General features: G+C 73.7%; 10 protein-coding genes. 4 read left to right on the forward strand and 6 right to left on the reverse strand.

Going from position 1 to position 13,894, the window contains the following annotated elements:
* Positions 1–76 precede the first annotated feature (76 nt).
* Positions 77–460 carry a cold-shock protein gene (locus ACZ56L_RS07805; RefSeq protein WP_189825350.1) on the forward strand — a complete coding sequence of 128 codons (384 nt, stop codon included), beginning with the start codon at positions 77–79 and terminating at the stop codon, positions 458–460.
* 4 nt (positions 461–464) lie between these two features.
* Here ACZ56L_RS07805 and ACZ56L_RS07810 read toward each other — a convergent pair whose 3' ends face one another.
* The 4 genes from ACZ56L_RS07810 to ACZ56L_RS07825 form a co-directional block, all read right to left on the reverse strand.
* Positions 465–1,316, reverse strand: coding sequence for a 1,4-dihydroxy-6-naphthoate synthase (locus ACZ56L_RS07810; RefSeq protein WP_345221663.1), 852 nt, complete (start codon positions 1,314–1,316; stop codon positions 465–467).
* Complete coding sequence (locus tag ACZ56L_RS07815) at positions 1,309–1,947, reverse strand: futalosine hydrolase (protein ID WP_345221665.1); 639 nt, start codon at positions 1,945–1,947, stop codon at positions 1,309–1,311. The genes ACZ56L_RS07810 and ACZ56L_RS07815 overlap by 8 nt, the downstream gene beginning before the upstream one ends.
* Positions 1,948–1,952: 5 nt before the next feature.
* Entirely contained in the window at positions 1,953–2,438 is a 486-nt protein-coding gene (locus ACZ56L_RS07820) for a DUF2771 domain-containing protein (protein WP_345221667.1), read from the reverse strand.
* A 106-nt stretch (positions 2,439–2,544) separates the two neighbouring features.
* The gene (locus ACZ56L_RS07825; RefSeq protein WP_468686740.1) at positions 2,545–3,930 is read right to left on the reverse strand and encodes an MFS transporter; all 1,386 of its coding nucleotides are present in this window, start codon (positions 3,928–3,930) and stop codon (positions 2,545–2,547) included.
* Positions 3,931–4,230: 300 nt separating this feature from the next.
* Here ACZ56L_RS07825 and ACZ56L_RS07830 point away from each other — a divergent pair, with 300 nt between their 5' ends.
* The gene (locus ACZ56L_RS07830) at positions 4,231–5,142 is read left to right on the forward strand and encodes a DUF3027 domain-containing protein (protein WP_345221672.1); all 912 of its coding nucleotides are present in this window, start codon (positions 4,231–4,233) and stop codon (positions 5,140–5,142) included.
* Positions 5,143–5,917: 775 nt separating this feature from the next.
* Positions 5,918–9,055 carry a sacsin N-terminal ATP-binding-like domain-containing protein gene (locus ACZ56L_RS07835; protein WP_471062485.1) on the forward strand — a complete coding sequence of 1,046 codons (3,138 nt, stop codon included), beginning with the start codon at positions 5,918–5,920 and terminating at the stop codon, positions 9,053–9,055.
* A 227-nt stretch (positions 9,056–9,282) separates the two neighbouring features.
* Here the strand turns inward: ACZ56L_RS07835 and ACZ56L_RS07840 are convergent, their stop codons facing one another.
* A complete protein-coding gene (locus ACZ56L_RS07840; RefSeq protein WP_471062487.1) occupies positions 9,283–11,706 on the reverse strand; it encodes a cation-translocating P-type ATPase in 2,424 nt (807 codons plus the stop codon).
* Between the two features lie 230 nt (positions 11,707–11,936).
* Complete coding sequence (locus ACZ56L_RS07845; RefSeq protein ID WP_380836753.1) at positions 11,937–12,212, reverse strand: DUF2530 domain-containing protein; 276 nt, start codon at positions 12,210–12,212, stop codon at positions 11,937–11,939.
* Positions 12,213–12,412: 200 nt separating this feature from the next.
* Here ACZ56L_RS07845 and ACZ56L_RS07850 point away from each other — a divergent pair, with 200 nt between their 5' ends.
* Positions 12,413–13,891: an NCS2 family permease gene (locus ACZ56L_RS07850; RefSeq protein ID WP_345221678.1), complete on the forward strand. Its 1,479-nt coding sequence runs from the start codon at positions 12,413–12,415 to the stop codon at positions 13,889–13,891.
* The last annotated feature ends 3 nt before the right edge of the window (positions 13,892–13,894 follow it).

The following is a 13,894-nucleotide window of genomic DNA, read 5'->3' on the forward strand; positions in this document are numbered from 1 at the left end:
AGACCCGCTGTAGTGCTATCCGGACCCGTTTTCGCGGCCTGTCCGGACCCGACGAGTACGAGGACGAGGACAGACGGTGCCTACCGGCAAGGTCAAGTGGTTCAACAGCGAGAAGGGCTTCGGCTTCCTCTCCCGCGACGACGGCGGCGACGTTTTCGTCCACTCCTCGGTGCTTCCGGCCGGTGTCGAGAGCCTCAAGCCCGGCCAGCGGGTCGAGTTCGGCGTCGTGGCCGGTCAGCGCGGCGACCAGGCCCTGTCGGTGACGGTCCTGGACCCGACGCCCTCGGTGGCCGCCGCCCAGCGCCGCAAGCCCGACGAGCTGGCCTCCATCGTCCAGGACCTCACCACGCTCCTGGAGAACATCACCCCGTCCCTGGAGCGGGGCCGCTACCCCGACAAGGCGGCGGGCAAGAAGATCGCGGGCCTGCTGCGCGCGGTGGCGGACCAGCTCGACGTGTAACCGGCTACCCGGGAAAATCCAGCGCGTCGCGGCCGAGGGGCGGAACGAGCCCTTCGGCCGCCGCGCGTTCCAGGAGCCCGCGCACGGCCGCGTAGCCGTCCTCGCCGAGGTCGGCGCTGAACTCGTTCACGTACAGCGCGATGTGCTGGTCGGCGACGGCCGGGTCCATCTCCTGGGCGTGCGCCGCCACGTACGGGCGCGACGCCTCCGGCTCGTCCCACGCCATGCGCACGGAGGTGCGCGCCGCCTCCGCCAGTTCCCGCAGCCGCGCCCCGCCCAGCGAGCGCTTGGCGATGATCGCGCCGAGCGGGATGGGCAGCCCGGTGGTGGCCTCCCAGTGCTCGCCCATGTCGGCCAGCTTGTGCAGCCCGTAGTTCTGGTACGTGAAGCGCGCCTCGTGGATGACGAGTCCGGCGTCCACCTCGCCGTCCCGTACGGCGGGCATGATCCGGTCGAACGGCATGACCCGGACCTCCCCGACCCCGCCCGGCAGCACGTCGGCCGCCCACAGCCGGAACAGCAGGTACGCCGTCGAGCGCTCGCTCGGCACGGCGACGGTCTTCCCGGTGAGGTCGGCCCCGGCTTCGCGCGTGAGGACCAGCGGGCCGCAGCCCCGCCCGAGCGCCCCGCCGCACGGCAGCAGCGCGTACTCCTCCAGCACCCAGGGCAGCACCGCGTACGACACCTTCAGCACGTCGAACTCGCCGCGCTCGGCCATGCCGTTCGTGACGTCGATGTCCGCGAAGGCGACGTCGAGCGCGGGGGCCCCGGGGACGCGGCCGTGCGCCCAGGCGTCGAAGACGAAGGTGTCGTTGGGGCAGGGCGAGAAGGCGATCTTCAGCCGGTCGTCAGTCATGCGGGGTCCAACCCTCCAGTACGGGTGCGATCTTCCCGAAGGCGTCGCTCAGCGCGGCGAGCGCCTCCCCGATCCGCCAGGCGTCCCGGTCACGGGGCCCCACCGCGTTGGACACGGCACGGATCTCCAGCACCGGCAGCCCGAAGAGCGCGGCGGCCTCGGCCGCCCCGAAGCCCTCCATCGCCTCCACGGCGGCCCGCGGGTGCCGCGCGGCCAGCTCGGCGGCGCGGGCGGCGGTGCCGGTGACGGTGGAGACGGTCAGGACGGTCCCGGTGACGGCCCCGGCGGCCTCGCCGGTCAGGCGTACGAGATCGGCCGGAGGCAGGTGTTCCACCGTCCCGAACCCGAGAGCGGTGACGGGCAGGTACCCGTCCGGGGTCTCGGCGCCCAGGTCGGCGGCGACGATCGCGTCCGCGACGACGACGGCGCCGAGGGGGGCCCGGCCGGGGAACCCGCCGCCGATGCCGGCCGAGACCACCAGGCCGTACGCGCCGGCGGCCAGCGCACGGGCGGTGGCGGCGGCCGCCGCGGCGGGCCCGACACCGCCCGCCAGGACGTCGAAACCGTCCCCGCACGCACGCGTGACCGCGTCCCGCTCAGCGGGGACCGCGGTCACGACGAGGACGTCCACCGGGCTCAGGCGGCCTTTTCCAGCTTGAAGTTCCAGGAGCCGATGAGCTTGTTGCTGCCGGTCTCCACGACGCTCAGCACGACCTCCTTGGGGGCCGGCGAGCCGTCCTGGCGGGGACCGAAGAAGGCCGAACCGGGCAGGGTGCGGTAGGTCTTCTTGTACGGCTGGGGCTCGGCCTGCTCGCCGTTGATGAACAGCGACCAGCCGTTCTCGGCGACCTCGGGGTCGACGCCCATGCGGAGCGTCTCCTCCATGGCGACCTTGACGGACTCCTTGGGCTTCTTGTTCAGGCAGGCCTTCATGTCCTTCTCGGCGATGCCCTTGTCGGCGTCGTAGCAGTCCGCCTCGGCGTTGACCGAGCTCGTGCCGACCGTCATGGTCACGCGGGGCGTCGGCTTGTCGCAGGCGGAGAGGACGAGCAGCCCGGCAGCGGCAACGCCGAGGGCGGCAGTGGTACGGCGGGCCTTGCCCGTGAACAACGCAGCGGTCATGCGCGAAGGCTATCGTTCCGGGGCCGCCGGGCTGCGCCGGGGGGCTTCCGGGGTGTCCCGGCGGGCCGGGGGGCCGGCCGAGGGGGGGCGCGGTACGGGCCGGGGGTCAGCCGAGGGGCGCGCGGCCCTTCGCGCGGGCGGCCCTGAGCAGGCCCCGCACCGCCACCAGCGCGCCCAGCCCCACCAGGGCCGCGCCCACGCCCATGCCCAGCCAGGCCACCAGCGGCAGGGCGATGCCGATCGCGCCGCCCACCACCCAGGCCACCTGGAGCAGGGTCTCGGAGCGGGCGAAGGCCGAGTTGCGGACGGCCTCCGGCACGTCCCGCTGGATCAGCGCGTCCAGCGACAGCTTGCCGAGCGCCTGGCACAGCCCGGCCACCGCACCCAGCGCCGCCACCAGGAACCCGCTGAAGAAGACCGAGGTCAGCACGGACACCACCAGGGCGGCCCCGAGCACGGTCGCGATGATCAGCTCCGGGGCGCGGGACTTCAGCCAGGCCCCCACGGCCGTCCCCACCGCGTTCCCGAGCCCCGCCGCGACGCCGACGATCCCGAGCGAGACGGCCGCGCTCTGCCCGGCGAGCGGGTGCTGCCGCAGCAGGAAGGCGAGGAAGAAGATCAGGAACCCGGACAGGGCCCGCAGCGCCGCGTTCGCCTGCAGGGCGTGCACCACGGACGGTCCGACGTCCCGCAGTCCGGTCTTCGTCTGGGCCTCGCCGACGTGCTCCGCCGCCAGATGGGCCCGTCGTTCACCCTTCGCGGAGTCCACCTTCCCCGGCATGGTGAAGGCGAGGAAGGCCCCGGCGACGAAGACCAGGAACGCCCCGTAGAGCGGCCAGGCGGGCCCGATCCGCTGGAGTCCCGCCCCGATCGGAGCAGCGGCCCCGGTGGCGAGCAGCCCGGCCAGGGTGACCCGCGAGTTCGCCTTGACCAGGGAGAAGCGCGGCGGCAGGAGTCTCGGGACGACGGCGCTGCGCACCACCCCGTACGCCTTGGACGCCACCAGCACGCCCAGCGCGGCGGGGTACAGCTCGATCCCGCCGGTCGCGACCGCCCCCGACATGGCCAGCGCCAGCACCGCGCGGGCCAGCATCGCACCGGCCATCGCGGCCCTGCGCCCGTGCGGCAGCCGGTCCAGGAGCGGGCCGATCACCGGGGCGAGCAGTGTGAACGGCGCCATCGTGATCGCGAGGTACAGGGCCACACGGCCCCGCGCTTCATCGGTCGGCACCGAAAAGAAAACGGTCGAGGCGAGCGCAATTGTGATCAATACGTCGCCCGCACCGTTCACGGCGTGCAGTTCGATGAGTTTCCCGAGACCGGACTCGCCCGCTCCGTTCGCGTGCGTGGCCCGCCGGATGCCCTTCGCGGTACCGGTGAACGGCAGGTGGAGGGCATGTCCGACCGCCCGGCCCGCCTTGCGCAGCGGCCCGGTTGGGGTGGAGACGCGTGACGACGTACGAGTACCGGCCACCACGTCATAGTGCCCCAATGACGCGCCGACCCCACACGACCCGAACCGGGATTCGGACGCGCAGGTGGGATGGGGGCGGCGGAGGGGGTAGCGTGCGTAGCGCGCCACCGGCGGTTGTCCTCGGCCGCGCGCCTCTCGGCGATCCCGCAGAATGGTTCGTGGAAGGTGTGCCCGAGACACGTAGACAGGACAGGACCGGGCGCGGACGTCGACGCGGCCCCTTGGTCCGCTCCGCCCGCGGCTCGTACATCCGACATCCGTCTGCATCGCTCCCCGGCTGGCGCACCCGTGATACGGCGTAGGAGAGAAGCGAAACCTGTGAGTGCTGCGACGACGAGAAGCCGTACCCCCGACCGTCTGTGCGCCGAAGCGGTCGACCTCGCACGCGAGGCCGCCGAGGAGGCCGCCCACCCCGGGGTGGTGGGCGAGCACGTTTCTCTCTTCTCCGAGGGCGACCGGGTGGTCACCCACCTCTTCGAGGCCAAGGAGCCCGGCTACCGGGGCTGGCGCTGGGCCGTCACGGTGGCCCGCGCCTCCCGCGCCAAGGTCGTGACCGTCGACGAGACGGTCCTGCTCCCGGGCCCCGACTCCCTCCAGGCCCCCGCCTGGGTGCCGTGGAGCGAGCGGCTGCGCCCCGGCGACATGGGCCCCGGCGACCTGCTGCCCACCGAGGCCGAGGACCTGCGCCTGGAGCCGGGCTGGACGGGCGAGGACGCGCCGCCGCCGAACTCGCTCCTCTCCGAGGAGATGGAAGCCCTCGTCGAGGCCGAGGACGCCGAACTGGCCACGGCGACGGTCCCCCCGGTCCGGGGGTCCATCACCTCCGTCGCCGAGGAACTCGGCATGCGCCGGGCCCGGGTGCTGTCCCGTTACGGTCTCCACCTCGCCGCCGACCGCTGGGACGAGGAGTACGGGGCGAAGACCCCGATGGCCATGGCGGCCCCCGCGACCTGCGTGTCCTGCGCCTTCCTGATCCCGGTCTCGGGCTCGCTCGGCCAGGCCTTCGGCATCTGCGCCAATGAGTTCGGCCCGGCCGACGGGCACGTGGTCTCCCTCTCCTACGGCTGCGGAGGCCACTCGGAGGCGGCGGTCGTGCCCAAGCCGGCCAAGCAGCCGACTCCGGTGCTGGACTCGATGGCGATCGACGCCTTCCCCCTCCGCCCGGACCCGGAGGGCGGCTCGGTCCCCGCCACCCAGGACCCGTCCTCGGAGGACCTCGGCCACTCCTGACCCCCTTCCGGGGCGCGGAACCCCTTCCCACGCTCCCGCACGCCTCCCGCCGGGCGGTACGCCCCGTCCAGGGGCGCGGGGAACTGCGCGCCCCGCCACGACGCTCTTGCACATGTCCCACCGGGCGGTGCGCCCCTTCAGGGGCGCGGGGAACTGCGCGCTCAGCCACGACGCGTCCGCAGTGAACCGGAGGCAGCCGCGCGGCGAGCGCTTTAGGGAAAGGGGCGGGTCCGGGGCCTCTCTGCCCGAGCCGGACGGGGCTGCCTGACCCGGTGCCGGGGCTGAGCTCTCGGCCTTGGCGGAGTCTCTTGCCCGGTACAGGCGCTTGCGTAGGGGGCGGCACCCGGGTGGGCCGGGAGCGGGAGGGGCCGCCCCCTTGCCCGCCCGTTCCGCCCCCTTGGGGCGGCCCCGTCGCCCAAGGCGGCGGGGGGAGCGGGAAGGGCGGCCCCGTCGCCCAAGGGGGCGGGACGGCAGGGCGGCTGCGAAGCCTCAGGGGGCGGGACGGCAGGGCGGTCCCGTCGCCCAAGGGGGCGGGACGGCAGGGTGGCTGCGAAGCCTCAGGGGGCGGGGTGACAGGGCGGACCCGACTGCCCAAGGGAGCGGGGGAAGGCGGGCTGCGGTGTCCAAGGGCCCGGGGGGCCGGGAAGAGGGAGGATTGGGGGATGTGGGGGGTGGGGTTCGGGGGAGGGGGACTGGTCCCGCTCCCGTCGGGCAGGGGCAGAGCTCAGCCGCGCGATACCTTGCACGCCGCACACCACAACAGAGGAGCACCACCGTGAGCGTTCAGGAGACGGACACCCCCGGGGCCGACACGGGCGAGGACACCACCCCCGGCGACCCGTTCAGCACCTCCCGCCTCCGCCGCGCGGTGCTCGACGCCTGGACCACCACCCCCGCCCGCTTCCGCGAGGACGCGAACGCCGAGGAGGACCTCGCCCTCGGCGGCTACCGCGACCGCCTCGTCGTGGAGCTGGCCCAGAACGCCGCCGACGCCGCGGGCCGGACCGGCGTCCCCGGCCGGCTCCGCCTCACCCTGCACCCCGCCACCCCCGACGGCCCCGCCGTCCTCGCCGCCGCGAACACCGGCGCCCCGCTGGACGCCGCCGGCGCCGAGTCCCTCAGCACCCTGCGCGCCTCCGCCAAGCGCGAGGACGCCGACACCGCCGTGGGCCGCTTCGGCGTCGGCTTCGCGGCCGTGCTCGCGGTGAGCGACGAACCCGCCGTGCTCGGCCGCCACGGCGGCGTCCGCTGGTCGCTGCCCGAGGCGCGCGGCCTGGCCGAGGACGCGGCCCTGCGCAGCCCCGGCCTCGCCGACGAGCTGCGCCGCCGCGACGGCCACGTCCCCCTCCTGCGCCTGCCGCTGCCCGCCGAGGGCTCCGCCCCGGACGGCTACGACACCGTCGTCGTGCTGCCGCTCCGCGACCCGGCGGCCGTCGCCCTGGTCGAGCACCTCCTCGCCGCGATCGACGACGCCCTGCTGCTCACGCTGCCCGGGCTGAGCGAGGTCGTGGTCGAGACCCCGGAGGCCGTCCGCACCCTGACCCGCTCGGTGCACGGCCCGTACACCCACATCGAGGACAGCGCCCACGGCCTCACCCGCTGGCGCACCGCCACCGCCTCCGGCCCCCTCACCCGCGACCTCCTCGCCGACCGCCCCACCGAGGAACGCCTGCGCCCCCACTGGTCCCTGGCCTGGGCCGTTCCCGTCGACACCGACGGAGCGCCCGTTGCGCCCCGGACCGCCCGCGTCGTCCACGCGCCGACGCCCACCGACGAGCCGCTGGGCGTGCCCGCCCTGCTCATCGCGTCCTTCCCGCTCGACACCACCCGCCGCCACCCCGCGCCCGGTCCGCTCACCGACTTCCTGGTCGAGCGGGCGGCGGACACGTACGCCGGACTCCTCCGCGACTGGCGGCCGGTGTCCACCGGCACCCTCGACCTCACCCCCGGCCCCCTCGGCAAGGGCGTCCTCGACGGCGCGCTGCGCGCCGCGATCGTCGCCCGGCTCCCCCGCGTGGCCTTCCTGCTGCCCGCCCACCCCACCGAGGAGCAGCCCGCGCTGCGCCCGTTCGAGGCGGAGGTCGTGGAGGGGGCGGGGGAGGAGACGGTACGGGTCCTCTCCGAGGTCCTGCCCACCCTGCTGCCCGCCGGGCTGGAGCGCCGTGCCGAGCTCAGGACCCTGGGCGTCGGCCGCCTGCCCCTCGGCGACGCCATCGAGCGCATCGCGGGCGCCGAGCGCGCGCCCGGCTGGTGGCACCGGCTGTACGAGTCCCTGGCGGGCGTCGACCCGGACCGGCTGGCCGGCCTGCCGGTCCCGCTCGCGGGCGGCCGGACCGCGATCGGCCCCCGGCAGGTCCTCCTTCCGCTGCCGGACACCACCGCCCCGCAGAACCTCGCCCGGCTCGGCCTGCGCGTGGCGCACGCGGACGCCGCGCACCCCCTCCTGGAGAAGCTGGGCGCGCTGCCCGCGACCCCGCGCGCGGTCCTCACCACCCCCCAGGTGAGGGCGGCCGTCGCCGCCTCGCTCGACGGCTCCGACGTCTGGGACGAGGACGCGCTCGACGCCGACGAACTGGCCGACACGGTCCTCTCCCTCGTACGGGACGCGGACCTGGCCCCCGGCGACGAGCCCTGGCTCGGCGCGCTCGCCCTCCCCGACGAGGACGGCGAGCTGTCCCCGGCGGGCGAACTGGTCGTCCCCGGCAGCGCCTTCGCCTCCGTCATGCGCGAGGGCGAACTCGCCCTCTGCGACCAGGAGCTGACCGACAGGTGGGGCGAGCAGGTGCTCGCCGCGGCCGGGGTGCTGGCCACCTTCGCGCTCGTACGGGCGACCGACGTGGTCCTGGACCCGGACGAGTTCGAGCCCCGCTCCGGCGACTTCGCGGAACCCGACGACGCGGGGCTCCTCGACGCGGTCGACGTGTGGTGCGAGGACGTCCTGGACCAGCTTCCGGACACTCCGCTGCCGCCGGTCGCGACGGAGCTGGTGGCGGTACGGGACCTGGACCTGGTCGACGACGACAAGTGGCCGCAGGCGCTGGCGCTGCTCGCCCTGCCCCCGCTGCGGGACGCGCTCACCCAGCAGGTGCGGGTGCTGCTCCCCGACGGCACGACCCGGTCGGTGCGCCCGTACACGGCGTGGTGGCTGCGCGACCACCCGGTCCTGGACGGCCGCCGCCCGGCGGGCCTGCTCGCGGCGGGCGGGGACGCGCTCCTGGAGGGCCTGTACGACGAGGCCGACGCGACCGGCTTCGACGACGAACAGGTGCTGCGGGCCCTGGGAGTACGGACCACCCTGGCGTCGCTGCTCACGGAGCCCGGGGGCGCGGCGGAGCTGCTGGGCCGCATGACGGACCCGGAGAGCGACGTGACGGCCGGGCAACTGCACGCGCTCTACACGGCCCTGGCCGGGCTCGACCCCGAACAGGTCACCATCCCGGAGGACCTGTGCGTGGTCACGGACGGGCGGGTCGAGGTCGTGGACGCCCGTGACGCGCTGATCGTGGACGCGCCGGACCTGCTGCCGCTGACCGGGGGGCTGCCGCTGCTGCCGGTCGCCCCAGCGCGGGCGGCGGAGCTGGCGGAACTCCTCCAGGTCCGCCGGCTGAGCGAGACGGTGCCGGCGGAGGTCACGTCGTCGGGCGCGGTGCACGAGGTGCCGGCGGAGGTGCGGGAGCTTCTCGGGGCCGCCGTCCCCGCCTCGTACCACGAGCACGAGGAGCTGCTCGCGGGGGGCGTCTCGCTGGACTGGCGGCGCACGCCGGACGGGGTGATCCACGCCGCCACGCTGGAGGGGGTGGCGGCGGGGCTCGCCTGGGCGGCCGGCCAGTGGCCGCGGCGCTTCGAGGTCGCGGCGCTCCTGGAGGACCCGACGCGCACGGCGGAACTGGCGCGCAACCGCTGGTTCGACTAGGCCCTGCGGGAGGGGGTGGGGGTACCGGGGGCACGCGGTCCCCGAGGCAGCAGGGGGATTCGGGGGCGCGGGCTGCCGGAGGCGCCGCGCGTGCCGATGGCGCCGGGCGCGCGCGCCGCGCCCGGCGCCCCGGTTGCCTGCGGCCCCGCCCTTCGTCTAGGGCGCTCGCCGCGCGGCGTGCGGTGGGTCGCCCGCGCGGTTCCCCGCGCCCCCGGCGGGGCCCGGCGTCACGCGTCCCACTTCTTCCCCACCCACCGCCACGCCAGCTCCAGCAGCACCGCCGCCGCCGCCGCGATGCCGACCGCCGTCCACGGCATCGTCGTCCCGATCAGCTTCAGCGCGAAGAAGGTCTGCAGCCACGGCACGACCAGCACGATCAGGAAGCCCAGCCCCATCGCCGCGACCAGTCCGATCCGCCACCATGTGTACGGCCGGGCGATGATCGCCAGCACCCACATCGACACCAGGAACAGCGCCAGCGTCGCCGCGCTCGTCTCCGCGGCCAGCGCGTCCGGGCCGGTGTAGTGGTGGCGGGCGATCAGGTACGTCGTGAACGTGGCGGTGGCGGCGATCACCCCGCTGGGGATCGCGTACCGCATGACCCGCTTCACGAAGTCCGGCTTGGCCCGCTCCTTGTTCGGCGCGAGCGCCAGGAAGAAGGCCGGGACGCCGATCGTCAGCGTCGAGAGCAGCGTCAGGTGGCGCGGCAGGAAGGGGTAGTCCACCTGGCTGCACACCACCAGGATCGCCAGCAGCACCGAGTAGACGGTCTTCGTCAGGAAGAGCGTCGCGACCCGGGTGATGTTGCCGATGACCCGGCGGCCCTCGGCGACCACCGAGGGGAGGGTGGCGAAGCTGTTGTTGAGGAGGACGATCTGCGCGACCGCCCGCGTCGCCTCCGAGCCGGAGCCCATCGAGACGCCGATGTCGGCGTCCTTCAGCGCCAGCACGTCGTTCACGCCGTCGCCCGTCATGGCGACCGTGTGCCCCTGGGACTGGAGGGCGGCGACCATGTCCCGCTTCTGCTGCGGGGTGACCCGGCCGAAGACGGCGTTCTCGTCCAGGACCTTGGCCATCTCCGCCCGGTCCGTGGGGAGGTTCCGCGCGTCGACCGTGTTCTCCGCGCCCGACAGGCCCAGCTTCCCGGCCACCGCGCCCACCGACACCGCGTTGTCACCGGAGATGACCTTCGCGGCGACGTTCTGGTCGGCGAAGTAGGCGAGGGTCTCGCCCGCGTCCGGGCGCAGGCGCTGCTCCAGGACGACCAGGGCCGTCGCCTGCGCGCCCGCGCCGATCCGCGGGTCGGTCAGGTCCGAGCCGGTCGCCCGGGCCAGCAGCAGGACCCGCAGGCCCTGGGCGTTCAGGTCGTCGATCTCGGCCAGGGCCGGGTCGTCGGCGGGCAGCAGCACGTCCGGCGCGCCGAGCAGCCACGTCGAGTTCTCGCCCGTGCCGTCGCTGAAGGACGCCCCGCTGTACTTGCGGGCGGAGGAGAAGGGGAGGGACTCCAGGACCCGCCACCCGGCGTCGTCCGGGTAGGCGTCCTTGATGGCCGTCAGGCTCGCGTTCGGGCGCGGGTCGGACTCGCCGAGCGCGCCGAGCACCTGTCGTACGTGACCCTCGTCCGCCCCGTTCAGGGGGCGCAGCCCGGTGACGTCCATGCCGCCCTCGGTGAGGGTGCCGGTCTTGTCGAGGCAGACCACGTCGACGCGGGCCAGACCCTCGATGGCCGGCAGCTCCTGGACGAGGCACTGCTTGCGGCCGAGCCGGATGACGCCGATCGCGAAGGCGACCGAGGTGAGCAGGACCAGGCCCTCGGGGATCATCGGGACGATGCCGCCGACGGTCCGGGCGACCGAGTTCTTGAAGTCGTTGTCCTTCACGACCATCTGGCTGATGATCAGGCCGATCGCCGTCGGGATCATCATCCACGTCACGTACTTGAGGATCGTGGAGATGCCCGAGCGCAGCTCGGAGTGGACGAGGGTGAAGCGGGACGCCTCCTCGGCGAGCTGCGCCGCGTACGCCTCCCGGCCGACCTTCGTCGCGGTGAACGCGCCGCCGCCCGCCACCACGAACGAGCCCGACATCATCACGTCGCCGGGCTTCTTCAGCACCGGGTCCGCCTCGCCCGTCAGCAGCGACTCGTCGACCTCCAGGCTGTCGGCCTCGGCCACCTCGCCGTCGACCACCACCTTGTCGCCGGGGCCCAGCTCGATGACGTCGCCGAGCACGATCTCCGAGGTGGAGATCGCGGCGGCCGTTCCGTCGCGGCGGACCGTCGGCTTGGCCTCGCCGATGACCGCGAGGCCGTCCAGGGTCTTCTTGGCGCGCAGCTCCTGGATGATGCCGATGCCGGTGTTCGCGATGATCACGAAGCCGAACAGGCTGTCCTGGATCGGCGCGACGAACAGCATGATGACCCAGAGCACGCCGATGATCGCGTTGAAGCGGGTGAAGACGTTGCCCCGGACGATTTCGGCCGTCGAGCGCGAACTCCGTACCGGTACGTCGTTGACCTCGCCCCGCGCGATGCGCTCCGCGACCTCGGCCGAGGTCAGCCCGGACGCGCGCACGGCGACGGACCCTTCGGAAGCGGGGGGTTTCACCGGATGTACGGGGTCCAGCTCCGAGCCCGCGTCAATGTGCGTCATGGCACCGACGGTACGGCCGGATGTTCGGGTTCACCCGTCGAGTGGCCGGATTTCAGGGCCACCGGGAGGCAAGATCAGCCCCGGGGACGACGCGGGGCGGCCGGGAGTCGTACACCGGCGTTGACTTTCGTCGGTTACGGGGCGGCGGACGGCGTGCCCGGGGCTCCGCGACTCCCTGCGGCCCCCGCGCGCTCGCCGCACGTCCGCGCCCACCGCACGTCCGCGCCCGCCTAGTCCGTCCGCCCGGCCTGCGCCGCCCGCTCCGCCGCGAAGCGCTTGAGCGCCGCGTCGCGGCCCCGGACGTACCAGATGCCGATGAGACCGAGGCCCGCTCCGGCCAGCGGGGTCCAGTACCACCAGGTCAGATCGCGGTCGGCGAACCAGCCGTAGAACGCGGACTGGGCGAGGAAGAGCACGAACCAGATGATCGTGCCGCCGACGATCGTGCCGACGACAGGGCCCTCCAGGGGCTCGGGTGCCTCGTGCTTCGCTGTCCACTTCGCCATGCCGGTCAGTGTAGGCGGCACCCGGGAGGGGGGTGCGGGAAGCCCGCCGGGCCGGTCGGCGCAAGGGTCTACGCGCGGAGATACCGATCTTCGACTTATGCATTCATACTGAAACTTCCCTGGTTTGACTTGTTCCGTTCGTTTAAACCTCCAAGTCAGGCCGAATCTAGCCCCGCTCCTGTCGCCCCGTGAGGTCACGCATGTCCCCCGCCAGCTCCCCGGTGGATGCCGCCGAGCAGCCGCCCGCCCCGAAGCCGTCATCGGCGCAGCCGACGGGGCCGGTCAACGGACTCGACCGGTTCTTCAAGATCACCGAGCGGGGTTCGACCGTCGGCCGCGAACTGCGCGGCGGTCTCGCCACCTTCTTCGCGATGGCGTACATCATCGTGCTGAACCCGATCATCCTCGGCAACGCCAAGGACATGTACGGTCACCAGCTCGACAACGGCCAGTTGGTCACCGCGACCGTCCTGACCGCCGCGCTCTCCACCCTCCTGATGGGCGTCATCGGCAACGTGCCGATCGCGCTCGCCGCCGGTCTCGGCGTGAACACCGTCGTCGCCCTCCAGCTCGCCCCGCAGATGAGCTGGCCCGACGCGATGGGCATGGTCGTCCTCGCCGGCGTGGTCGTCATGCTGATGGTCGCCACCGGGCTGCGGGAGCGCGTGATGAACGCGGTGCCGCTCGGCCTGCGCAAGGGCATCGCGATCGGCATCGGCCTGTTCATCATGCTGATCGGCCTGGTCGACTCGGGCTTCGTGAGCCGCATGCCGGACGCCGCGCACACCACCGTCCCGCTCCAGCTCGGCACGGGCGGCCACCTCAACGGCTGGCCGGTCCTGGTCTTCGTCCTCGGCGTCCTGCTCACCATGGCCCTGCTCACCCGCAGGGTGCCGGGCGCGATCCTGATCTCGATGGTCGTGATGACCGTCGTCGCGATGGTCATCCACGCGGTCGCGGGCCTCGACGCGAAGGCCTGGGGCCTGACCACCCCGCAGTGGCCCGGCAACCCGGTCGCGCTCCCCGACTTCGGCCTGGTCGGCGAGGTGAGCCTCTTCGGCGGCTTCGAGAAGGTCGGCGTCCTCACCGGACTGCTCTTCGTCTTCTCCGTCCTGCTCTCCTGCTTCTTCGACGCCATGGGCACGATCCTCGCCGTCGGCGACGAGGCCAGGCTGACGGACGCCAAGGGCAACCTGCCGGGCGTCAACAAGGTCCTGCTGGTCGACGGCCTCGCGGTCGCGGCGGGCGGCGGCACCTCGTCCTCCGCCACCACCTGCTTCGTGGAGTCCACGGCGGGCGTCGGCGAGGGCGCGCGCACCGGCCTGGCCAACATGGTCACCGGCGGCCTCTTCGCGGTCGGCCTCTTCCTGACCCCGATCGTCACCATGGTCCCGTCCCAGGCGGCCACCCCCGCGCTGCTCGCGGTCGGATTCATGATCCTGGCGGGCTCGGTCAAGGCCATCGACTGGAGCGACCACACGATCGCGATCCCGGCGTTCCTGACGATGCTGATGATGCCGTTCACGTACTCGATCACGAACGGCATCGGCATCGGCTTCGTGACCTTCTGCGTGCTGCGGCTCGCGGCGGGGCGCGGGCGCGAGGTGCCGATCGCGATGTACGCGGTGTCGGCGGTCTTCGCCTTCTATTACCTGATGCCGGCGCTGGGTCTGACGTAACGC

The sequence above is a fragment of the Streptomyces sp. NPDC039736 genome (assembly GCF_055596485.1).

What these genes read in the sequence shown, in the direction of transcription:
- ACZ56L_RS07810 (WP_345221663.1), bottom strand. Translation starts at nt 1,316, where the DNA reads ATGACTGACGACCGGCTGAAGATCGCCTTCTCGCCCTGCCCCAACGAC.
- ACZ56L_RS07820 (WP_345221667.1), bottom strand. Translation starts at nt 2,438, where the DNA reads ATGACCGCTGCGTTGTTCACGGGCAAGGCCCGCCGTACCACTGCCGCC.
- ACZ56L_RS07840 (WP_471062487.1), bottom strand. Translation starts at nt 11,706, where the DNA reads ATGACGCACATTGACGCGGGCTCGGAGCTGGACCCCGTACATCCGGTG.
- ACZ56L_RS07845 (WP_380836753.1), bottom strand. Translation starts at nt 12,212, where the DNA reads ATGGCGAAGTGGACAGCGAAGCACGAGGCACCCGAGCCCCTGGAGGGC.
- ACZ56L_RS07850 (WP_345221678.1), top strand. Translation starts at nt 12,413, where the DNA reads ATGTCCCCCGCCAGCTCCCCGGTGGATGCCGCCGAGCAGCCGCCCGCC.